This window comes from Coraliomargarita algicola (assembly GCF_033878955.1).
Lineage (GTDB): Bacteria > Verrucomicrobiota > Verrucomicrobiia > Opitutales > Coraliomargaritaceae > Thalassobacterium > Thalassobacterium algicola.
This window is the reverse complement of the sequence record NZ_CP138858.1, coordinates 1709226-1732379: the sequence shown is the minus strand read 5'-3', so window position 1 is coordinate 1732379 and position 23154 is coordinate 1709226. Positions and strand designations below refer to the sequence as shown.

Here is a 23154-nt window from a genome sequence, read left to right as displayed (position 1 = left end):
CGCATATTCTGTGTCTCGAATCGTGACTCACTCTGTTTGATATAATTCCAAAATTTGACGACAGGCGACTTGAATCGAAAAGTGCTGTTCTGCTAGTGCGCGATGCTCTGTGGTTATATGTTTAGCTTTAAACCATTGCTGCATCGCATTTGCGATACTTTGGGGGCACTCTGTTTTTCCGTAATAAACTTGATTGAAGCCATACTGAATGTTGCCGAAAGATTTTAAGCCTGGAGAGTCTGCTAGAATTAATGGCAAATTGCTAGCTAACGCTTCTAAACCTGTGTAAGGAAGGCCTTCGTAGCGGCTACTGAGACAAAACGCGTCCATCGCCCGATAGAAAACTTCAGGGTCTGTCCGATAGGGGGGACGTATTATATGTTCCGTGATCTCTAGCTGCTCCGCCAGCTCTGTCAGTTCCACGGTGTCTTTGACCTCACCATTGCCAACATGTAGTAATTTCACATTGTCGGTATTTTTTGTATTTCGTCGGAAATGAGCAAAAGCGCGATAAAGCGTGCCCGGATCTTTTTGATAGCTAAGACGTCCAATCGATCCAATTACAATGTCATCTGGCACGATTCCAAGTTCTTGACGTATTTGCAGGCGTTCACTCGTGGACGTGCAAGGACGAAAGAGTGAGAAGTCGACTCCATTGGGAATGATTATGCTCTCAGCCTTAGTGAGCCTAAGTGTTGACTTGGCGAAATCAGATTCTTCGGGGGATAGGTGAATGGTGCGGCCACAGTTTCCCAGTAATTGCTCAATTACGTTAAATACGGATGCTTTTAGGCCTTTGTTGCCCCCCATTCCATAGTAAGCATGTGGAGTGTAATACCGGCGAATATGTTTTTGTATCGGGAGCAGGCGAACGAGGGCACCTGCTTTGGATGAATGGCCATGGATGACATTCGGTTGCCGCCTTTGAACAAATGCTCTTAAGCGTATTAGCGCACGCAAATCTTTGATTGAGGGGGCATTGCTCGTTGCCAGATCAATACTTTCACCGCCTGCGGCCTTAACATTATGAACTAATTCTATGAGAGTAGGACCCGCGCGTGTCGATGAATAAGCGAAATCTACTTTCACGCCCGATTCTAATAGATAATGGATTAGCCCTTCGACATGACGAAAGACGCCGTCGATGCCTGGTTCAGAAACAATCAGAATGTGAGTCATTATTGGCTGGATTCTACTGGATTCATTTCGTTAAGTTTTTCCAATAATTGCCAGAAATCGCGGCCAGCTTTATCCCAATTGAATATCGAGGCACGATCACTCCCAGCACGTATCAGTTGCTGTTGTCTCGAAGAGTTGTTCGCCAGATTCACTATCGCAGCGGTGATTGAGGATACCTGATACGGATCGACTAAAAGTGCCGCATCACCTGCGATTTCGGGGAGGCAACTTCGGTTCGACGTAATCACCGGGCAGCCGAGTTTAAATGCTTCTACGATAGGCAGTCCGAAGCCTTCTTCGATGCTGGGGTAGATCAATCCCTGCGCCTCTTGATAGAGCTGCATTAGTTCTTTGTCGGTTACATAGCCTGAAAATTCTACGCTTGAGTCTTCATCTGGATTAAAATCAAGTAGCAAGTCTTGAAAGCCGGCTTGCTTTTTTCCGATTATTTTGAGGCTGAATCCCTGTGAACCCAGTCTAGACTGGGTCCATGCTTCTAAGATTCGGGGGAGGTTTTTGTGCGGTTGTAGGCTCCCTACACACAAAAAATAGTTTTTCTTTTGAGATCCCAAAGGTTCGGAGGAGTCCAGTGGAATGTCGAGCCCCGGGCCTTGATAGATTGTTGAGACTTGAGATGCATCAAGGTTGAACTCGCTGCGTATTTCGTCGGAAACAAAACGACTAAAACTGATGATGTGAAATGAGCGTTTAATTGCCAGCTTACACGCAAACCAATTCCAGTAGCGGAATTGTCGGGAAAATGAATCTTTGCATTTAAAAGGATTTAAATCGTGAATGATTAAAATCTGACGCTTATTCGGCAGGATGAAAGGTCCGGTGTTCATCATGTGCAGTGTAAATGAACTACCTATTTGAGTCGGGAAACGAAACTGTTCGTAGAAGTGTTTGCCGAATTTGCCAGCTTTGCCACTGTCGATGATTCTGCAATCGGCCGTGTTTGTAAGAGCCTGTATCGCTGCTTTTTCTCCGTGTATTATAGTTTGGCGATCAGATGAATGTTTTAAAATTGACTGTAAAAAACGCGTTGAAGAACGGTGTGTGCCGGTCTGATGAGGGCTTCCTAAAAAGCGAGCATTGATATGTAAATTGCTCTTCGGTTTGGTCATGTTGTTAATTCAGTATGATGTGGCATGGAGCGGTTCATTGAAGCGAGCAATGAGCCAGATTAGCTACTGAAGGCAGATTTACTTGTTTTAAAACCGATTCGGGACAGGCGTATCAAATATTTCGGTAGATTGTATATGCGGAAAGTTAATTTAGCCATTGCGCGATTTATGAATGAGGGCTGTGAGAAATACTTTGTTCTAATGGTTACTTTTTCTTTCTCAAAAGGTGCGATATCCTGAGACAGTTGTTCATTGCAAATCCTGAAACCTGCCACTTCGATGGGGTAGAATGAGAAAGTTCCACCCTTGGCATATAGCCGGCAGTAGAATTCCATATCCGCGGCATACTTGAAGCTCTGGTCATATGTTCCGATCCGTTCAAATACTGCCCGTTTAATTAACATGCCCTGTTGGGATATGGGGCTAACACCAGCTGCGATTAGATAGGGTAGTAGGGACGTTCGTGGGCAAGACGGGATCGGGTAAAGTAGCTTGCCAGTCTCATCAATATGATTCGCCACACCATGCGCAAAATCCGCAGCTGCATGTTTTGTGGTATGGACTTTGACCATTTTTGAAAAACCTGGATAGAGTAGGTCGTCGTCGTTGATATAAGTAAACCACTCCCATTCACTTTCGGCAGCTGTAATGCCTGCATTGATGGCACCATACATACCTCCTGCGCGTCCACGGTCTGCAACGACCTTGATGGAAGGATACTGCTGTTGCAGAGAGGCCACTTCAGCGGCGGGTGCACTTAATATATGCTCAGCTCCGGGCGCGCATGCCTTTACGGAACGAATAGTTTCGTCCAAAAATTTGGAACGATTCAGGGTCGGTGTGATGATTAGTAAGCTCATTTAGTCTCGTGTTCTTCGCACGCCTTCACGGATTAATTTTGCAGGGAACCCTCCAAATATCTGATTGTTTCCTTTTATCGACCGTGTGACGACACTGGAAAAAGCTACGATGTTATAGTCGTCAATACGCACGCCCTTGCTGACTTTGACATGATTTCCGAGCCAGACGTGTTTACCTATAGAGATGGGTTTTGTTAGTTCGTTCACTTGCTGTCCATCCAGGTTGTCAATTGGGTGGAAGTCGTTGTCACATATTTGAGAGTGCCACGAAATTCGGGCTCCGTCTTGTATCTCGATACAGTCGTAACAAATCAGGTCACATTCGGGACTTAGCAAAATGTTATTTCCAAAGATTATTTTTCCATGGCAGCATATGCGCGAACCATGGCTTAAACGAGCCGTTCCTTTAAACTCAATGCGACCGCAGTTTTCCCATATCGTATAGACGTGCTCACGATCTGACACCGAATAATTACCGCCGCCAATTCGTATCATTCCGCAGTGTATTTTATCGGGTAAGAGAATTGTGCCACCGAGGTCTTTGAATCGCGTTTTGGGAGATACCAAGATGGGGAGCTTGATTGCTTGTTGAATGGGCAGATAGTTAAAGTTAAAGCGTAGGGTTTTATACCAACCACGCAGATACCAAATGACTTCTGTGTATTTACTCACGAGTGCTTATAATTATTGAGGTGAAAGTGATTTATAGAAAGCTACCGTTTGTTCTGAGGATAGCTCCCAAGTATATTTAGCAACATGTTGAACTCCTAAATCTATGAGTGATTCGCGTGTGTGCCTGTCTAATGTCTGGATGATTGAAGCCAGTTCCTGTGGGCTTTCCGGGTTGAAGTAGAGGCCAGCGTTGCCTATGATTTCAGGCATGGGAGGCGCATTACTAGCGATAACTGGGCACCCCGTTGCCATGGCCTCTAGTGGAGGGAGGCCAAACCCTTCGTATTTGGATGGATACACTAAGCAGTGAGCATTCGCGTAATAGGTCGAGAGGAGCTCGTCATTCCCGCTGATTTGGTGTACCTTGGCACTCAGCTTGAGTTCTTCGAATCTCGCTACTTCCTTGTCTGTGAGAATACCACCCCCAAAGCAAACTAAGTGCGCCTCAGTCTCTTCTTGCTGTATCTGAAGAGCTTGTAGTACGATATCAAAGTTTTTATAGTCAAAGCCTCTATTTCCAACATATAGCCAATATCTATAGCCTAGGTTGAGTTCGGCCATAGTGTGGGAACTAGATTGTTCCCATGATGAATGACTGTGACAGCCTTGTTTTCTAACGGAATAAATTTTTCTAAATCTTTCTTAGTATTGTCTGATATACAGATGATACCATCTGCCTTATGGACGGCTTGTTGTTTCCTTTTATGTTCATTGTCATTGGAGAATGTCTCCGGAAAGATCTCGTGAATCATGTCGTGGACAGTAATAACTGCTTTACAGTTATTAGGGACTTTTGGAGTTTCAAAATATGTATAATGACATATATCCGGATTAAACCATTTCGCATAGAGTTGAAACATTACGCGATTGATTGGAAAGAATAGTTTAGGGTGAACAAAATTGGGTGGTAGGTAACAACCTATGATTCGTTTCTTGAGCTCTGGTGGAGCTTCGCGAATGTATTGATTGCAATGAAAGCCAGCGAAGAGCTTGCACTGTAGTCTCGCTTGTTTGGATAGGCTCTTAAATAACTCAAATAGGACTCGCGAGACTCCGCCGCGTGCTTGTAGCACGAATGCTGCATAATCAAATAGGACTTTCATTCTGAATTGTCGTTAAATGCGTTGTATATGACAGTCCATATTGCTCTTTTCTTTTTGAGGATTTCTTGAGCATACGAATTTTGCCTGTTGCCGCATTTGGCAACTGATATCTAGTCGAATGTTTGACCATATTTTCTAATTTGGTAGCGCTTGATTACTTGAGCTGGAATAATCTTTTTGAGCTGTTTTTTTAGATGCTTCCATAGACTTCTTTCATTGAATGACTTTTGTCGTTCAGAATTGTATGTTAGGTTCTGGCTTTTCGACGCAGGATGAATCAGTGGTTGCTTAATTGTATTTATTTTTTTAGAGTTGTCTGGGTTCTTTATGTCAAATGTATGTGTCGAATCTAGGCCGAATCCAATATTGCTAACTAAGTTTACACGAGGTATTATGCAAAGTCCTTGTTTTTTCCAAACCGCGTATTGCCAGCGATAATCCCAGACTGAATCATCACCTTCTTGTGTTTTGAGTAATGTGTTCTTCCAGAATTTGATAGACGGTATATCATTGAATATTCCTTGTAAGAGCTCTGTCACTGGCTCTTCCTTACAATCTGTCATATCGTAATCGAAATGCTGCCAGGCCCTTCGCCATGTTGCCCAACCCCAACAAGAGATGTAATGTGTGTAGAAGTAGCTCTCTTCTATTTGTAAGTTATCTATATGGTTTGTACCACAGATCTGCATAATCTGAGAGTCACTTTTATATTTTTCTAGTAGCTCTGAACAATATGGAAATAACGAGGGATCGGGGATGCAGTCATCCTCTAATATGATTGCAGACTCTTCATGTTCGAAAACCCACGAAATTGCAGTCGCTGGCCGTGGTCCGCAGCCCATGTTTTCTTTAGAATAATCTTTAAATATTTCGCATGGCCAATCAATAGTATCAATGATTGCTCTAGTTTCTTCGCAGAGTGCTGCCTCTCCTTCGCGGTCAGGACGTGGACCATCGGCGGCAACATAGATTCTGTTGGGGCGCACTGGACGTAGTGCATCAATCAACGTTCGTGTTTTTTGCGGGCGGTTAAAGATGATGATAAGGGTCGGCGTATTCATACTGTTTTTGTGCATTCTATAATGGCGTTTTGTAGGTTTTCAAGTAATGCTGAGTCTGAATAGCGGGTTTCATAGAGTTTACGGCAATATGAAGATTGTTCGGCCCATTGTTTTCTCTCGAGTAGTAATGGTTCTAGTTGGGTTATGAGTTGATTCATGTTATCTATATTCTGAATTAGATACCCTGATCTACTGTCGACTACCATTTCAGGGGTTGCACCAATACGATTGGCCATGACTGGGACTCCGAATGCATATGATTCGTATATGGTGTTTGGGGTGAAATCGGCAAAAGAGAATAAAAGACTATAATGAATCATATTCATGATCGACATCCACAGTTTCCAGTCATTTGGATCGGATTTATTTAGATATCCGTATCCTGTTATATGTGGCTTTTTCTCTATGTGTGTAGGGCAGTCGCCAATGATATGTAATCGATGTTCTATGCCGTTGGATATTAATAACTTTGAGAGATTGAGAACGTAATCCCCTCCTTTTCGCTCCCAATCGCTCGTAATCAATAAAAGATTGAGGGTTTCTTTATCTTCAAAGTGCCTTTGGGTATATTCAGGGAGTGTTGGTAGTATGGCGCATCTTGGGATCGTTGCTATATTTACTTTGTTCATCTTCTTGCAATATGTGCTTTGGGCAATTTGGGAGGACCAGGTCGATGTCGTTGCGAAAATCTGTGATCGTTGAATTGCCCGTCGTTCTAGTTGATGGCCGAAGGCTAATGATAGTGGATCAAGCTTCTTGTAATTATCATATAGTCCGATAATATTCGAAAATACTGCATCTGCCCAAGTGACTACTTGCCTGAAGTTACTTATTCTTCCTGTTATTAGTGAGCTGAGGCTCAAGATGCAATCAGGTGCTTCTTCAGCAATGATTTGATTCACGTTATTTCTCTCGTTGTATGGAATTCGTAGTAAATCAACGTCTTTCTCTAGCATTCTGCAAATTTTGCGATAGCTTCGTAGTATTATACCTTTGTGTATTTCAACACTGTGGTAAACGACATTATCATACGAGTGACTAAGTAGCTCCAAGAAAAAGCGTTCACGATTAAGGGTCTTAGAAAGAGGCGCTTGTCCTAGCACTAATATTTTTAATTTAATTTTAGTGCTCATTGGATTTATATCGTTTTGAATGATTGAGTGGTCTAATTAACTTTGCAGGAGATCCGCCCCATAGTTGAAAGGCCGGTACTTCACCTGACACGCAACTGTTTGGTAGAATTACAGACCCTTCACGTAGGATGCTACCAGCTGTTATGATCACACCTGCAGTTATCCAAACGCCATCTTCAATGATGATAGGTTTTTTTAAATGGTCATCTCCCGTTGTGCTATCCGTTTCTTGTCTGCGGATGTTATAAGGTAGTTCGATGTCCAGATAAGCTGTGTGAATTTGAACGCCTGCTGAAATTGTTACTGAGTTTCCTATCGTGATTGGTGCTCTTGCATTTAGAACAACTCCTTCATTCAGTGCAACATCGTTACCAATACGAATGTTCTCTGGATTTCCGACCTCGATCTTTCCATACACTAGTACATTGTTTCCTAATTTGCTAAACTTTGCCAGTAATGATTGATTTCTGTGCTCGATCACTCGTTCGTGTAATATTGTAAGGGAATTCAGAGCTTTTGCTCTAACCAATGCCCTCAGGCTCCTATAAGACTTTTTCATTAAAATTCTAAATTAAACGTCACGTGAACGTGCAGCGAACTCGCTGCATTTCAATGGCACGGGGGGGATCTTTTTTAGCGTCGGCAAGATGAATCGAAATAGTTTTTGAAACACTTTCTTTAATTCCATATCCTTGCCGTATATAATTTCATATAATATGATAAATCCAGTTGCGATTAATAGGAGTGCTTCAAAAAATACTGCAGCAGGCCAACCCTTGTTAAAGCTATCGCTAGCGAAGTAGCTGAGAAGCACAAATGCCCATACAAACGTAAATCCCAGAGTGGGCTTTATCTGATGCATAAATGATTTAAGCAAACTTCTACCAGGGATCAATATTTGGTATTGAATGAGAAATGCCGGTATGACTAGCGCTTGACAAAAAATCGTGGATACAAAGGAACCTTGATATGCGAAAATCCAAATGGAGGTGAAAACGATTGCGGAATTACTGACTGCGACATATGTATTGAGGTACGTTTTGCCATCTGAACGTGCAACGTAGTAAGGTAGCACTCCTACCAGCCAAGTCATCCCTACGATTGTAAATCCGAGAATGCCAGGTAATGCGCGACTGCCAAATTGATCTCCAACCATGAGATCTAATAAATTCGGTCCAAGAATGACTGCAGTGCCATATACTATTGCTCCAAGACAAAATAATCCCCAAGGCAGTGGGTATTCTAATTTCTGAATCATTGTTGCTCGATCCTTCTTGGTTTGTCCTGATAATAATGGGAAAAAGTAATCAGTGAAACCAACAATGAAGCGGTGTCCTAGCGTTAGGACACGCTTCGACATGCTGTATATAGGAAGCATTGTCAGACCAAAGTATTTCACTATTAAAATACGGTCGAGATTCGCAGTAAGCATGCTACTCAAATTCCATGCATATTCCCATTTACTGAAGTTCCATAGTTCTGAAATTTCCGTTTTTCGAATACTCAGTTTCGGAATATATCCGTTTCTTTTAATGCATACCACTGCTAGGAAGCAGGTCCCTAATAATAGGGATAAAGTGTTTGCACAGCCGAGAGTAGGCAGTGAGGGAATCCACACTAGGATGCCGATTCTCACTAAGTTGGTTGTTATGTTCGATATTATTCTATAAGCGCTAACTATTCCAAACGCGTGACGTGTGACTAAACCTACTGTGAATATTAAGGTCAGCTTCGAAAGAATGAGTGAGGCTATTGAAAAGTAAATATAGATAATAGCGGGAGAGGAGGAGCCTGTATATCCTGAGTATTCTATAATTAGAGGAGCCAGTAGAAGGATCGTGAAACCAGGGATGAATACAGCAATGAGATCAATAGTCATACCTACCTCAAATAGGCGACGAGCTTTCAATTCGTTTCCTTCAGCAATTGCTTGACCTGCTTGTTTAGTAACTGCGGATTGAAAACCTAAATTAAATAACCCTCCGTTGACTTGTATTAGGCTTTCAAAAAATAGAAAAAAACCTGCATCCTCCAAGCCTAAGAATCGAATGCTGAGGCCCGCAGTTAGTAGAGCTAATATTAGTTCTATAATATTGGCAGCGCCGGCGTAGCTGGATATTTTGAGTATAGAAGTTTTCATTGTGATAGAGCGGCTAGGAGCGAATTTCACGAGCCGAGAGATATTTTTTAGTCTTTAGATGTGGCCCATAGACATAAACTCATACCAATCCCAAGGAAATTATATGCTTGGTAGCCACCGGAAATTAGGAAGATTACTAACCATGAAAAGAAATAGGGCAGGAATTTTAAGAAGGCTTGATTGGCCATTATGCTTGGGTAAACGACGAAATAGCATGGGAAGTAGATACATGCAACGATGATGAATCCGATGAATGTAATGAGACCAAATTTAAAGTATAAATTAAAGACCCCAAGGTGTAAAAAATAATTTCCTGGGTTATGAGCGTTTTGAAAGGTTGTCCCCATTCCTTTACCAAAGAGTAATTCGGCTGCTTGGAATTCTTTGGAGACATTTACAATTTCTTCCCAACGTGCGGATGTTGATTTTTTATCCTGCTTATCACTATTCAAAAAACGCTGACCTGCTGGAGTGTTTGAGACGAGGAGTAATGCCACTAGCCCTGCGACGCCGAAGCCCGTTATTCGTAGTAGATGGATCCCTTTTCCTTTTATATATACTCGATAGATTGACAGTGTCATCAGCACGACGAAGGACAGCATGATGTTACGTGTCGCGCAGATATAGATACCATAGTATAGAAAGACAATGACTGCTGGAATTGTGAGCCATTTGCTCTGCTTAAATCCATCAAAGAAATTGAGAAGCAAGCCTAGATAGCCAATAAAGATGATGCTCACTTCCATTAGATTGAGATTATAGAATCGATCCATCCCCACCACAAGGTTCCCTGATGAGTTTGCTTGTTGTGTGCCCAAGTGAGCCATCCCAGAAAGCGCGATGAAGATGATGGCTAAGTGCCAGACAGGTCTTTGACTGCTCTGGAGTATTAAGAACAGGGAGATCCCTCCGTACAGCCAAAGCCATGTCCGCAGATCCGTTCGTATCCAACCCAATTCATTCCCTTGCAGCACGCCGTAAACTGTAAAAATGGCGAGGAAGACTAGATAGACTCTCGACCATGTGCTGTTCAGGATCGCCTGGAAACCTGAAACAAAAAAGAAACTATAGCCGAGCACGCCAATCAGCGCGAGATCTTGTCCTTGCAGTCCCGCCATGCGTAGCTCTCCGCGCCCCAATAGTTTATTTAATAGTTCTGCGTAGAAGAGAATATGTGCCACATAAAAGACGCACAGATGTAAGTTGAGCTTTAGCACCGCGATTCAGGTTTTGTGGCTGCTTGTCGTTTTCGTGATGCGATTTCCTTCTTGACCTGCACAATTGGCTTCAAGGCATACTTCTTCAGTAGTTGATAGAGTTTATATTTGAGTAACAGTGGGACATAACGAATTCCAATTAGATGGAATCCAAATCGATGTTGTCCCCATTGGCTTGATCGTTGTGCGAGTGAAGATAAGTCTTCTGCACTACTAGCCAATAGTTTTGGAAGTAGCGGGGCGATGATCGGAACTCCATGAGCGTTCCCCTGAAATAGCAGTGGTGTGATCGTTTTGGATTTTAGTGCCAGTTGAATATCTTCCTGATCTTCCTTGGAGTCAATTTGTGCAAAATAATAAATACAGTTAGATTTTACACTGGTTGCGACTTCTGCTGCAGATGCAATAGAACAGAATGTATAAACATTTTTAAATTGCTGGACTAGCTCGTAGTCCTTCCAATCCGATTTTTCCGCTAAGGAGATTAAGTCAAGTTGTGGGGCAAATGCGAACACTCGTTTGGCCTGTAATTGCACACCTGCGATGATGGCAGCATAGGCTCCTGCGGATGAACCGACTGTAATGATTGTCTTTCCTTTGTATCGATCTCTTAAGAATTCAATTACGCTTGGTAGGTCTGGTAGCGATCGACTGATCCCCGTTACATACCATTGCTTATGCACATCACGTAGAAAAACGTGGGTTGCAGCCCCTTTGGACCGGAAGTTGAAGAAGTCGTAGCGGTCTTTCTCAATGATTGATTTGTGGAAATTCTCTTCGGTGTTGGGGTAGTAAAGCCCGTTGCTTGAAAAATAGATATAGACCTCGCCGTTTGGATTTTCGCCTGCAACTTCCTTGAAGTTGGGGCCGTTTTTCCAAGCGTTTTTGACTAATGGGTGACTGACGTAGAAGGGGTCCATTGGATTTAGGTTTCAGGTGGCTTGGTTGAGTGCTAAAATATGAACAAGTTGAGTGCTTAGGGCATCTAAGCTGTGCAATTTGGTAAAATCATCGTAAGCCCCGTTGGTATTGACGGTTAACTGCTCGACTGCCTTGAGTAGCGCTGCTCCAGATCGCTCATCCGGCAATACAGCTCCTAATTTAAACTGCCGCACGCGTTCCGCCATCAGGTAATGATCACTGACAAGGATCGGGGTTTTAAAGGCGGCAGATAGGGTGAGCACATTACTACTGTGCGGCCAGTCTTCGTAGGCGCCCCAAATGACATCGCTTTGCCTGAACAGGTCATAGTAGTCCTGATCGTTTTCAATCGCCCCATTGAAGACAGTGACATTTTCGGGTGGCTCTTTTTTTAATGATTCCCAGCGTTCAATGACTGTTGTTGGGAAGCAATTTGGGGTGAATTTTCCTGCTATTAGAAAATAGTATTTTAGAGGATCGGCAACATCCATGAGCTGTAGAAAGGATTCGAAACCTTTACGGCTTTGAATGGTCCCTACAAAGCTCACGATTTTACGGTTGTTTGCTTTGTTTCTTACCGATTTTCCAAGTTCGGATTCGTGTGCTTCGATTGAAGGATAGATAAAGTCTGGGAAGCAATGGACTGGCACTTTGTGTTTGCTTGCCACGATATCGCCAACCCCTTCATCGAGGATGCCTAAGCCACGGCAATATTTGGAACGAACTGCGATGGTCTCTAAGAAGTAGGCACTTCGGTTCATATGTTTCTCGGTGTGGCGTCGTGTCCATTGTGGCTGAAAATAAATGCCATACCACACAAATGGGAACACTCGATCAAGGAACTGGGGGAATATGCCGTGGCAGACAAACACATCCAGAAAAGGAAGGAGGACGAGATCTGGCTTTTGAGGAAGTGCCTTGATTGTGCTCGAGAGTGAGCGCCAGATCCGAATGGATGATCCCAGATTCTTGAAGAAGGCACGATTGCGCTTCGTTACACGTGGCAGATCCCACGATTGGTGACTAACTGTGGAGGTGTCATTAATTCGGGATTGAATCAATTCCAACACAGGCTGCGGATCGGGTAATACTAGGATGACGTGGTGGCCTTGCGCTAGGAATGTCTCCGCGAAGGCTGCCAACCACACGCGACGATGCCCTGAATGACCTGTATCCGCTAGAATAACTGTTTTCATTTTTGAATTCACCAGTAGCAACCTTCCTCAACTAAGTTCGCTTTCTTGGGAATCTCACTTTCGTAGGGACGCACCCAATGGTCATTGTAGAGTTTTGAAATGATAGGGTGAGTGTCCCAACGTTTACCTTTGATGCCAAAAAGTAACTGTGTCGAGCCCCCGAGGTGGTAACCTATCTTTCCGGTGCGTTTAGCATGGACGGCAAGGGGCAAGCCCCATGCACCTGCGCCGACGATTAGAACGTCATAGTCAATGGTGTCCATTTGTGCTTTTAAGGCATCTAAGGCGGTGGACCAGTTGAGATGTGAAGGAGTGACCATGGCTGCATGAGCAGGTGCTTTGATGAATTCGAAAGCTGCTTCGTGAAAGAGCCCCTTATATTGAGGCCAAATGGCCTTAAGTTGCGCCACCTGAGATCGTGCTGTTTTTATAAATGGTGTGATAATCAGGAAACGTTTGCCTTTGGCGCTGTTCAGCCACGATTGATTAAAATAATACGGCTCTAGGTTTTGCAGTTCGGTGAAGTGTGCGCAAGGAGCGTATTGCTCTAGGGTTGCGCGCTCCCCAGGGTTATACCATATACCTACTAGGTCAGCTAATGGGAGGTCGTTGAGGTATGTTTTTGCAAATGCATTGAAGCTTGTTGGTTCGTTGGGGTAGACGCCTGCATTATTGAATAAGTTATTTAGGACTCCTACTGAATCATTGTCTTTGCTATACCCTTCGTACTCTATGTAGTGCCTGAGGGCTGAGAGCTCCACGCTCCCGAGTCGGCAGACACAGGTCGGTTCTTCTTTTTTTACCTGTTCAGCCATCCATGAGTTAAATGCATCGCCACTCTGTTTCGGTGACCCTAGATACTTAAACTTTTCCCGATAGAGCGCAGGTTTGGTTGTGATTCCATTTAAGAACGGAAAGGCCGATTTGAGGCTAGTTTTGATACTCATTTCTTTTTTGAAATTTAGAATGCAATGCGATTTGAAGACTGTGTTCTTAGGCTTTATTCTGCCTCCAAATAGGCAGCATGGTATTTCTTTGCTGCTTTATGGTCGCCGTAGCTGTAACGATCGCTGTAACTGTAGCCGCTGCTATTGTAGCCATAACCTGTAGCTAGGTTGTGGTTTTTTACTCCATTAAAGACGACGCCGAGAACTGGGGCTTCAGTTCGGTCCATTTGGGCAATCGAGTGACGGACTTTCTGGCGATTGGTCGCGTTTTGCCTCGCGACGAAAATGGTGTGGTCGGCATAGTCGGCTACAATCGTGGCATCGTGGAAAAGGCCGACAGGGGATGTATCAAAAATTACGAAATCGAAGTGTTGCTTGAGCTTGGAAATCAATTGGTCGAAGCGCGGTTCTTCAAAAACTGGGCCCGCTTGTTTGGTCGAACCGCCGGCAGGGAGAATGTAGGCATTGATACCAGCTTTGATTTGGCTGATGCCGAGCGCTTCGTCAGCGAGCGGATCGTCTGCCAGTTGTGTATCACCGCGTAGCCAGTGGAGCAGACCTCGATCATTCTCGATATCAAGATAGCGGTGGACGCTGGGCCGTCGAAGATCGCAATCGATGATGATGGCCTTGAACTGATGCTTGGCGAGTGTCCCGGCTAAGTTGGTGGCCACAATGGTTTTCCCTTCGGAGGGGACTGAGCTGGTAATGACAAAGCTCAGTGGTGGGGCGAAATTCCCCATTTGTAAACGTAACGCGCCGTAGATCGTGTCAAAGGGTTCCGAGAAATGAAAATCATCGTTTAATGCGAGGGTGGCGATTTCATTGTCCGTCCTTCCTTTATGAAGTTTAATATCCCCAATGACTGGCTTGCCTACAAAGCGTTCAATGTCGTTGAACGTTTTGAGTCTGTTGTCGATGAATTCAAGCGCTAAAGGCACGCTGACAAAGAGGCATCCGAATAGCATGCAGGAAGCGAGTCCAATCTTTTTGATGTCAGGCCAAATCGCTTGTTTGGGGAGGGCAGCATGGTCGAGTGTGCGTATCGTGGTGAGGTTCATCTGCTGGGTGATGCTCGTCTCATTAAAGCGCGAAGTGATTTGATCGAAGATTTCACGTTGTGCTTCTACCTTGCGTGAAAGAACTCGATATTCGATGGAGAGGCTTTCTAGTCGGCGTGCTTCCTCTTCCGCTTCTTGTAGCTTGTTTTCTAAACTAGCTAGCTCGTCCTTGATCATACTTTGTTCGATTTCGTGCTCTTTGCTGGCTTGTTGGATTGCGGTCCATAAGGCGCGTTCGACCGCTTTGATGGCGGCTATATTCTCGACCATTCGTGGGTGGCGTTCCAGGTATGTTTCGGAAAGTACTTCCTGTTGGCGCTTGAGATCCTGCAGTTCGTTATAGATCGCGGTGATGTTCTTTCGACCGCCGATTAGAGGGATATTCATTAAGTTTTCGAGATCATCTTTAGCGTGCTTGACTTGTTTGAGTCGGCTTTCGGCCGCGAGCAGGCGTACTGAGCTTTAGTGATTGCAGAACTCAGGTCGCTCAGGCGCTCAGTGACGATTTGTTGGTTTTGCTCTACTGTGACCAAGTCGTTTTGAGTTCTGTAATTCTGCAGAGCCTCTTCCTCTTTTTCCAGACGATTTCTGAGCTCAATGGTTTGTTCATCGAGAAAGCTGACAGCCTGGTCGGTTGATTGACCTTTGAGTTCTATTTGAAGTCGGATGTAGTGAGCGACATAGCTATCAGCTATTCGTTTCGTGATGTAGGGGTCCGAGTGTTGGACTCTGACTCGAAGAACTTGTGAGTCCGGTAGCCAGTTTATATGCAGCATACTTCCGCTAATTCGATTGATGAGATCGGTGTGCAGGCGTTGAGCGTCCCATTCCGCCGAGTTCTCCGGGCCAAAGTTGAGCACTCGTTTTTGTTCATCTTCCGAGAGGTCGTCAGCTACTTTCTGGGCCATTATTCGACTCTTTAAACGCTCGATGTGTGTATTCATCGCTGTTTCGAGTAGACTACTATTGTGGACACTGCTTTCGACTACTTCCTGAACATTGACGACTTTGTCGGCATTCAACTCGACGACCATAGATGCTTCGGCTTCGTAGATTGGAGTCTTATTTAGAAAATAAATTGCGAAGACTATGGCTGCGAAGAGAGCGAGACTCCCTGAAAGTATCCAACGCTGGCGCAGGATGTTGATTAGGTCTGTAATTGATAGAAATTGGTTGCTGGAAGCTTGTGACATATAAAGTGTAGCTTGATTGGTTAAAATAGTCTCCGAGGCACAAAAATAATGTCATCGGGCATGACGAAGTAGGGGCTGCGGAGTTTTTCATCACCCTCAGACTCGAGGATCGCGCTGATATTGACGGTGTCATTCTTTGGCTCAGTCGTTGTGGCGTCTGTGTTAGCGCGTGTGATCTTTACATTAGTCTTGGCCGCGGCTCCGGTAAAGCCGCCGGCTTGAGCAATCGCTATTTGGATTGGTAGTCCATTTCGGCCATGAGGTATCTCAATCGAACCTGGATTCGTGACTTCGCCTAGCACAGTAATCACCTTAGGTGAGAACGCTTCGATGCTAATGGTGATCACCGGCTTAACCAGGTATCTCTGCTCGATGAAAGCTTCTTCGATTTGCTTTTGTGCTTGTGATACAGTGAGGCCGCCGACTGACACTTCACCTAGTAGTGGAACGGAGATCGAGCCTTGGTCGGTGACTCGTTGCTCACTGCTTAAATCCGGTTGTCCATAGACCGAGATCATTAGCATGTCGAAAGGGGCGAGCTTATAGATTGAGCTAGTCGTATTTTCAGGTTCATGCGGTGCGCTCGCAGTCGATTGGCCCACTGCTGTCAGCGCGGTTATGTTGACTACTAGCAATATAGTTAGTGAGAAAAATATACGTGTCATGGATAGCTCGGTCGGTTAGAAGAGGAGGAAGCAACTGATGCTGGCTTCGATTACATCGTAATTTGCTGCGTCAAGGCTTGAGCTATGATCCGCATAGCGGAGTCTGGCCCTAAGGATCATGTTGTCGTCCAGCACTTTATACTCCGCATTTAGGAATGCGGAGTAGTCTTCGTCATTACGTGTGCCGATAATCTGTTTGTAAGCGATGTCTTGATACTCGGCGCCGAGGGTTGTGCTTAGGCGCTCGTCAAACTTGTGCATCCATTGTATACTAGTTGAAAATGTTTCGCTAGATTGGTTCGCTGCAGATGTGCCGAATTCGTTACCGACATTGAACATAAATATAGATCTTTGTGTGGCATACCAACTTAGGATCGCTTCTGCGTAGACTCCGCCTAGATTCTCGAAACTTTGATCGTTGTCGAAGTCGCGGTATTGGTAGCCCCACTGTAACTCATATTGTAGTAGGGGGGAAATGAGGTCTTCGACGCCAATATAGAATGCATGGTCGTCTGAACTGGCCACGGGCGTGACATTGGAGACTTCGGATCTGCGGTAGCGATAGCCGGTTCCTAGGCTGAGCGCTTCGTCATATTTGTAGAACATTGCGATGGGCCAGGTCAGGGTGCTGGTGTCCGCAAATCCAGCGGTTTGCGACGTATTTTCTAAGTAGCTTAGTCCGCTTCGAAGGGAGACATATTCGCTGATGAAATAGTTGCCGGTGGCGGATAGGGCGATATTTTCGGTTTCGATGACCGAGAGTAGAGCGGAGTTGGCATTGGTGTTTTGATTGTAGGCCGCATTCAGCTTGAGTGAATAATTTTCCCCTTGTGGTTCATCTGGAAAGAGAATCGTAATGCCGCTTTTTATGTTTTCTGAATCGTTATTGTTTAGGTTGTGGTAGCGAATGATATTTAGACCCGCATATGCTTCAATCGAGGCGGCTCCTTGGTCTGAGCGAAAAACCGCCTTTGGCATGAAGGAGTATATTGTGTCGTCCTGTTGGGTTTCGTCTAATATGACATTGGATGTGCTGCGGATTGTGGTTTCGAGCCCAAAGCCAACAGAGCCCATGTCTCCCAGTTTTATTTCAGCATGTGCGTGGGTGGCGACTCCAAGTATCGCTGTTATGATAGTACCTTTATTCATGAGTTTTGGAGAGTGCATTCATTGATCTTCTGTGGAGAGTATTCGCGCTTAATTGTGATTCGTAATATTATAAATGTTTCCTTAATCAGAAACGGGTCAGGTAGCATAAGGTCTGTTTAAATTAGGATGTAAGAGGGGTGTTTGTATGATTTGTGTTTATAAACCATTCGGCGAAGTGTTGAACGCCATCTTCGAAGCTTACCTTCGGGTGATAATGTAATAGCTGTGTGGCTTTCTCGGTGGAAGCATGTGTGATGTCCAGTTCCTGCTGTGTGCGAGGGAGTTGTTCAATGTCAGCTTGAAGGTTGAGGCAGACTTCGAGTTGTGCGATGAGATCGTAAAGTTCCAGCGCTTGATTGCCGCCCAGGTTGATGACTTCGTATGCACTCGACTTGTAGTTGAGTGCAGCGATAAAGCCGTCGACAACGTCATCTATATAGACGTAATCTCGGCGGGTGTAGCCGTCGCCGTTCAGTAGGATTGTGCTTCCATCTCTAATGTTTTGTGCGAAGGTGTGTAGTGCCATCGTCGGAGGTTGCCTAGGTCCGTAGGTTGTGGCTAGGCGTAGAGCCAAAAAGCGGATTGGATAGTTGGCACTATAAACTCTGCCAAGTTGCTCGCAGTAGTATTTAATGCTATCGGAGCTGTTCACTGGCTGCAGGTTTTCGAGAGTTTCGGACCAGGGGACTTTGCTGTTACGTCCATACACGCGTATGGATGATGCAAAGATGAATTGTGGGATTTCCTCTTCGCGAGCAAATTCAAGTAGGCGCAAGGTGATGTTGATATTTGAAGTGTGATCTTCCTCAGCTTCATCGTATCCATGTAGATTGGTGGTGCTGGCTAAATGAAGGATGCAGTCAAAATTTGTTAGCTTTTGACTGCGGAGCTTAGCATAGGTTGTTTCTACGTCTAGATTGGATTGGATGAACTTAAATGAGGAGTTTTGCTGCGGTTTGAGCAGATGCTTTGCGATGTTAGTCCGCTTGATTTGTTCAGCATAGTTAGCGTCTAGGCAGTCGATTCCAACTACTTCATGACCTTCCGATAGTAAGCGATCCAGCAGGTGTGAGCCGATAAAGCCGGCGCATCCTGTTAGTAAGATTTTCATTGGAACTCTTTAAGGTGTGTTGAAAGTCAAGTGGTTCGATCGCTAGTATCTTGGTGATACATGCTTGCGATGTTGCAGTTGCTAAGAAGCTTCCGCCATTGGTCGCTTACCTGTATAAGTAAAACCAATCTGAATAGTTGTGTGGACTGTTTCCTGTTGCCAAGAGGATTTTGACTTAGCAGTTCGGATGCCATTTTGGGCGAGGTGTCTTTTCGGTAGATTATATTTACTGAAAAGACACCAAACTATGTGCATGTGATTTCTTGTTTATTTTGAGTGAGCTTTATGTCGCTAGTTTATGATCAGCTATTTTGGCTGCGCGCTGTCATGGTGAGTCACATGCCTGGGGCCGACTCTGAGAGTGGTCGATGTTTGAACCTTAAATTTAGAAGTCAGGGCCAGTCCTTTGCATTAAAATCACTGATTCGCTTCTATTTATATGTCCGGCATATCCACTGATAATTCCCCATATTTTCAATTAACTCAGTGTTGAGAGTCATGGATTGTGTGCTATCGTATCGCTTATGAATAGATTAGTCCGTCTCAGTTTACTTTCCGCTCTGTTTGTTGGAGCGACCTTTCAATTCTCGGGTTGTGTCGCTATTGTTGCGGGCGGAGCTGCGGCTGGAAGCACCGCCTATGTCTTAGGGGATCTGCAGGTGCTGGCCGAGGGGACTCCCGAGCAGTTAGAGCGGGCAATCAAGCTTGGGGGCCAAGAACTTGGGCTACAGTTTATAAATGGTTCGGGCGATCAGACCGCGGGAAAGTATCTTTTTCGGAATGCAGCTGACCAGAAGATTACTGTGAGCTATGCAGTGAAGTCGCCCGTGTATTATGAGTTAAGTATTCGCGTGGGCACCTTTGGGGACGAAGAGGTGGCTTCCCGCTTGAATCAAGCGATTCAGAAATACCTATAGCGTGCCTGTCGCGCGCAATCGTGCACAGTCACGCACAGTCGCATCACTCTCTCTCTCCGCGATTACTTAGCGGAACTGTTGTTGCTCTGTTTGAAAGTGGTAGTCCGCACTGGCGAGGTGAGCGCATAGCTCACCTCGATCGATGTCGTGAGTGCGGCATAGGTCATCCAACGAGTCCGCGTGATTGCGGAGCTCGGTGTTGACTAGACCGACAAGTAGGTGGGGGTCGATTCGTTGGAACTGACTCCAATCCATGTGTCTTGTTCTATTCGGAAAGGTCTTCGCTAGCCTCATCGGGGAGGCCGTGAAACACGAGTTCATTGGCGAAGGATGCGCCACTGGTGTAGGCTGCGAATCGGGCGAGGTATTCCTCGGCTTGCGCCAAGTCTTCGTCGTCGCTTGCGATTTCGGGCACTGTTTTGTCTTTCACGTAGACGAAAAGGCCCGTGCCGCCGGTGGTGAGCATGGGAGATATTTCACCCGCTTGCATGCCTTGTGCTGTTTGCAGGGCGCTGCGGTTGAGCTCGCTAGGGGCTTCTTGTGTGCTGAAAGTGTCGAAGGCCTGTGCTTTGAGGCCAAGGGCTTCTGCGGCTGCGACAAATTCTGTGCCTGCGGCGATCTTGGCTTCGAGCTCGGACTTCAGGCTCTCGCCTTTTTCGTTGAAGAGGCGACGTTTTTCATCGGCCTTGTAGTCGGCGGTGACTTCGGCTTGCACGCTTTCGAAGGCTGGAATCTCAGGTGCGATACGACCTTCATAGATCAGCACCGCGTAGCCACCCTCGATGGCGTAGGCATCGGAGAAGTAGCGGTTGCCTCCCAGTTTGAAGGCCGACTCCAGTAGCTCTGGCGAGAGGGCGCGTTGGCGAGCGCCGGCTAGAGTGTAGGGCTCGATTTTGGTGAGGCTGACGCCTGACTTATTGAGTAATTCGTTGAAGGCGGCGGAGTCGCGTTTGATCTCGTCGCGGTAGAGGCTGTACGCAAAGGCTTGGGCTGCTTCGTTGGCGATGCGGGCTTCTTGCTCGGTTAGGTAGCTTTGGGCGACGGCTTCGCGCACATCGGCAAAGGTGACAGCTGTATCTGCATCGGCTTCTTCGCCTTCTGCGGGCTCAGGTTTATTGGCTTCAAAGTCGGCTACGAATTGGGCGCGATTGGCGATGAAGTGCTCGCGCAGTTCCGCTTCGGTGGCTTCGGTAATTTGTGAAGCATATTTGGAATCCTCGAAAAATACGTAGCTGGCTTTGATGCGCTCGGGGATTTCGTAGCGAAGCTTGTTGTTTTCGTAGTATTCGCGCAGTGCCGTCTCGTCGGCCGCGATTTCGGGGGCAAAGCTGGCGTAGTTGATTTCAGCAGTGGCGAGCGTGAACTCGGTGCGGTTGCGTTGCGTTTGTGCCAGTGCTTCGGAAGGTAGTAGGTAGCCTGGACCCGCTAGAACGGAGCCGATTTGATTGATGCGGTAATCTTCTTCCAACACCAATAGGACGAGTCCTTTTTGTGCGCGTGGGTTCGACTCCATGTTATCCACGAAGCTCGTGTAGGCGTCGGCACTGAACTTGCCATCCGGGCCGCGAAAGGCATTCTTGGTGGTGATGTAGTCTGCCAGCGTCTCTTGGCTGGGAGCGGGCACGCCCAGTTCGTCTGCCAAGTGTAGCAGTGCGATGCGGCTGGTTAGCTGTGATTGGAATTGTTCGTCGCTGCGGATCTGTTGGCCATTGAGGTAGGCGCTAAGCTGCACTTTTTCGATGATGACTTCGCGCTCGCGCGGTGCATTCAGATCGATCCCATAAAATAGGTTCTCCTGATAGCCACTGCGATCTGTCGTGCAACCGGGCGTGTTGCCGATGGTGAAGACAAATGCGACGATAATAATAGCCAACAGGGACAGGAAAATCCAGCGTCCGTGACGGATGAGGTGGTGTTGAATCCAAGAGATCATGAGATACGAAAAAACGGGTGAGGTTAGGTGCCCATTCTACTCTGTCAACCAATTGGTTGCTAACTTTAGCTAGCGGGGTCTTTCAGGCCAATCAGCTCGGCCAAGGTCATTTTGGAGCGTGGGCAATGTTTGAGTGCGAGGACCTCGTCGATGTAGATGCGAATCGCTGGGGAGCTACTGGCTACGATGTCGGAACCTTCGTCATTGCCGAAGGTTTCGATGGCCTGTTTAAAGTCGGCGAGAGTGATGTTTTCGGCGGGACACCCTGCTTGGTAGGCATGGTCGCGCTCTTCTTCAGCGTTGTGGTCTTCGATTTGGCTGAGGAAACCGATGGCGCATAGGCGATTGATACTGGTATTGAGAATGTGGCTGGGGATGCGCAGCTTTTTCAGTAATTCGCTGGTTTTGATGGGGGGATGTCCCGAGTGGAAGCGGCGCATGACGATGAGCAGCACATCGAGGGAGATTAACTCGCGGGAGCGCTCGCTGGTATTTTGCCAAGCGTTTTCATTGGTCAGGAAATCGGCATTCTGCACCGCGTAGGTTACTTGGCCGCCGAGTAAAATTAAGAGCCAGAACACGTAGAGGCCGAGCATGAGTACCACAATGATGCCCACTGAGCCGTAAAGACTGTTATTGCTGACAACTTGCTGCACATAGAGAAAGGAGAGTGTTTTGTAGATCTGCAGTAGGGCGACAACGAGCAAGGAACCGAGTAATGCGGGGCGCCATTGCACCTGAGTGTTGGGAATGAAACGCAGAAACGCGGCCAGCAGTAGGGTGATCATTATCAGCGTGAGCAGTGGCAGAAAGAACTGGATTACGGCGGTGATCGTGGCGCCAAAAGGAAGATTTTCCGCGAAGCGGATGAAGACGTTTAATACCTGAAGCGAGATTGCGGCGGTGCCGATGAGTGCGCCTAAGCTGATGAAGGTCCAGTAGGTGACGATGCGTTCGGTGAAATTGCGTCCTTTTTCGACGCCCCACAGTGTGTTAAAGGAGCTTTCGATCGAAGTGAGTACGCGTAAGCAGATGAAGAGTAAGACCAGGGTGCCAATGACGCCGACGGTTCCAGATTTGGCAACGGAGCTGAAGTTGCTGATGAGGTCGAGCAGTTCGGGAGCGAGCTCGGTTCGTGTGTCGCTGTCGCCGTTTTCATTCACCGTCACCGCGACTTGTGGGGCGGCGAAGGCTATAATTTCAGTGATTTTTTTGACAATGACGCTATCGTGGTGGTCTGCGTTGGGATCGGAGATGTCACGATCGATCAGAATACCCGAGATCATGATACCAAATGCAATAATGGGACCGATGCCAATGGAGGAGTAGAATGTAAGCGCGGCCGACTGCATGGGGAGTTGGTTGCGCTTCAGTCCTTGCCCGGTGAGGGTTAAAATGCGCAGCAGGTGATACATGCGGGCGCGCACGGTGCGGCGGCCAAGGTATTCGAGCTCCCATATGTCTTTCCGCATGAGCGCTTGTAATCGCGCAGTGTGCGTTTTGAGCTGTTCTATGCCACGGCGGACTTTTGAGAGGATCGAGTTTTGTTCTTTTGTATGCAAAACAGAT

The 23154-nt window shown here is 46.2% G+C and carries 23 protein-coding genes; 1 reads left to right on the top strand and 22 read right to left on the bottom strand.

Annotation, left to right across the window (positions count from 1 at the left end):
• Positions 1–27: 27 nt before the first annotated feature.
• The 19 genes from SH580_RS06610 to SH580_RS06525 all read right to left on the bottom strand — a co-directional run bounded on the left by SH580_RS06610 (position 28) and on the right by SH580_RS06525 (position 18735).
• Positions 28–1179: a glycosyltransferase gene (locus SH580_RS06610; RefSeq protein ID WP_319834223.1), complete on the bottom strand. Its 1152-nt coding sequence runs from the start codon at positions 1177–1179 to the stop codon at positions 28–30.
• A complete protein-coding gene (locus SH580_RS06605) occupies positions 1179–2306 on the bottom strand; it encodes a glycosyltransferase family 4 protein (RefSeq protein ID WP_319834222.1) in 1128 nt (375 codons plus the stop codon). The genes SH580_RS06610 and SH580_RS06605 overlap by 1 nt, the downstream gene beginning before the upstream one ends.
• A gap of 59 nt (positions 2307–2365) precedes the next feature.
• A complete protein-coding gene (locus SH580_RS06600) occupies positions 2366–3166 on the bottom strand; it encodes a glycosyltransferase (RefSeq protein ID WP_319834221.1) in 801 nt (266 codons plus the stop codon).
• Positions 3167–3838 carry an acyltransferase gene (locus SH580_RS06595; RefSeq protein ID WP_319834220.1) on the bottom strand — a complete coding sequence of 224 codons (672 nt, stop codon included), beginning with the start codon at positions 3836–3838 and terminating at the stop codon, positions 3167–3169.
• 12 nt (positions 3839–3850) lie between these two features.
• A complete protein-coding gene (locus tag SH580_RS06590) occupies positions 3851–4399 on the bottom strand; it encodes a glycosyltransferase family 4 protein (protein WP_319834219.1) in 549 nt (182 codons plus the stop codon).
• Positions 4381–4941, bottom strand: coding sequence for a glycosyltransferase (locus tag SH580_RS22160; protein ID WP_425607137.1), 561 nt, complete (start codon positions 4939–4941; stop codon positions 4381–4383). The genes SH580_RS06590 and SH580_RS22160 overlap by 19 nt, the downstream gene beginning before the upstream one ends.
• A 110-nt stretch (positions 4942–5051) precedes the next feature.
• Complete coding sequence (locus tag SH580_RS06585) at positions 5052–6002, bottom strand: hypothetical protein (RefSeq protein WP_319834218.1); 951 nt, start codon at positions 6000–6002, stop codon at positions 5052–5054.
• Entirely contained in the window at positions 5999–7135 is a 1137-nt protein-coding gene (locus SH580_RS06580) for a glycosyltransferase (protein WP_319834217.1), read from the bottom strand. Before SH580_RS06580 ends, SH580_RS06585 begins: the two co-directional genes overlap by 4 nt.
• Positions 7125–7694: an acyltransferase gene (locus SH580_RS06575; protein ID WP_319834216.1), complete on the bottom strand. Its 570-nt coding sequence runs from the start codon at positions 7692–7694 to the stop codon at positions 7125–7127. The genes SH580_RS06580 and SH580_RS06575 overlap by 11 nt, the downstream gene beginning before the upstream one ends.
• A 12-nt stretch (positions 7695–7706) precedes the next feature.
• The gene (locus tag SH580_RS06570) at positions 7707–9275 is read right to left on the bottom strand and encodes a lipopolysaccharide biosynthesis protein (RefSeq protein ID WP_319834215.1); all 1569 of its coding nucleotides are present in this window, start codon (positions 9273–9275) and stop codon (positions 7707–7709) included.
• Between the two features lie 47 nt (positions 9276–9322).
• Positions 9323–10456: a hypothetical protein gene (locus SH580_RS06565; RefSeq protein WP_319834214.1), complete on the bottom strand. Its 1134-nt coding sequence runs from the start codon at positions 10454–10456 to the stop codon at positions 9323–9325.
• A 29-nt stretch (positions 10457–10485) separates the two neighbouring features.
• A complete protein-coding gene (locus SH580_RS06560; protein WP_319834213.1) occupies positions 10486–11412 on the bottom strand; it encodes a hypothetical protein in 927 nt (308 codons plus the stop codon).
• A 12-nt stretch (positions 11413–11424) separates the two neighbouring features.
• Positions 11425–12609: a glycosyltransferase gene (locus SH580_RS06555; protein ID WP_319834212.1), complete on the bottom strand. Its 1185-nt coding sequence runs from the start codon at positions 12607–12609 to the stop codon at positions 11425–11427.
• A gap of 8 nt (positions 12610–12617) precedes the next feature.
• Positions 12618–13556, bottom strand: coding sequence for a hypothetical protein (locus SH580_RS06550; RefSeq protein ID WP_319834211.1), 939 nt, complete (start codon positions 13554–13556; stop codon positions 12618–12620).
• Between the two features lie 53 nt (positions 13557–13609).
• Entirely contained in the window at positions 13610–15004 is a 1395-nt protein-coding gene (locus SH580_RS06545) for a polysaccharide biosynthesis tyrosine autokinase (protein ID WP_319834210.1), read from the bottom strand.
• A complete protein-coding gene (locus SH580_RS06540; RefSeq protein WP_319834209.1) occupies positions 15004–15810 on the bottom strand; it encodes a GumC family protein in 807 nt (268 codons plus the stop codon). Before SH580_RS06540 ends, SH580_RS06545 begins: the two co-directional genes overlap by 1 nt.
• Before the next feature lie 20 nt (positions 15811–15830).
• Positions 15831–16475, bottom strand: coding sequence for a polysaccharide biosynthesis/export family protein (locus SH580_RS06535; RefSeq protein WP_319834208.1), 645 nt, complete (start codon positions 16473–16475; stop codon positions 15831–15833).
• A gap of 15 nt (positions 16476–16490) precedes the next feature.
• Positions 16491–17624: an outer membrane beta-barrel protein gene (locus SH580_RS06530; protein ID WP_319834207.1), complete on the bottom strand. Its 1134-nt coding sequence runs from the start codon at positions 17622–17624 to the stop codon at positions 16491–16493.
• A gap of 121 nt (positions 17625–17745) precedes the next feature.
• Positions 17746–18735 (bottom strand): NAD-dependent epimerase/dehydratase family protein, encoded by a 990-nt coding sequence (locus tag SH580_RS06525; protein WP_319834206.1) that lies wholly within the window; start codon positions 18733–18735, stop codon positions 17746–17748.
• A 524-nt stretch (positions 18736–19259) separates the two neighbouring features.
• Between SH580_RS06525 and SH580_RS06520 the strand changes: the two genes are divergently transcribed.
• Positions 19260–19652: a DUF3568 family protein gene (locus SH580_RS06520; RefSeq protein WP_319834205.1), complete on the top strand. Its 393-nt coding sequence runs from the start codon at positions 19260–19262 to the stop codon at positions 19650–19652.
• Between the two features lie 66 nt (positions 19653–19718).
• Here SH580_RS06520 and SH580_RS06515 read toward each other — a convergent pair whose 3' ends face one another.
• The 3 genes from SH580_RS06515 to SH580_RS06505 form a co-directional block, all read right to left on the bottom strand.
• The gene (locus SH580_RS06515; protein ID WP_319834204.1) at positions 19719–19907 is read right to left on the bottom strand and encodes a DUF4250 domain-containing protein; all 189 of its coding nucleotides are present in this window, start codon (positions 19905–19907) and stop codon (positions 19719–19721) included.
• A 10-nt stretch (positions 19908–19917) separates the two neighbouring features.
• Positions 19918–21585 carry a peptidylprolyl isomerase gene (locus SH580_RS06510; RefSeq protein ID WP_319834203.1) on the bottom strand — a complete coding sequence of 556 codons (1668 nt, stop codon included), beginning with the start codon at positions 21583–21585 and terminating at the stop codon, positions 19918–19920.
• Between the two features lie 65 nt (positions 21586–21650).
• Positions 21651–23057, bottom strand: a complete 1407-nt coding sequence (locus SH580_RS06505; protein WP_319834202.1) for a YihY/virulence factor BrkB family protein — start codon at positions 23055–23057, stop codon at positions 21651–21653.
• Between the last annotated feature and the right edge of the window lie 97 nt (positions 23058–23154).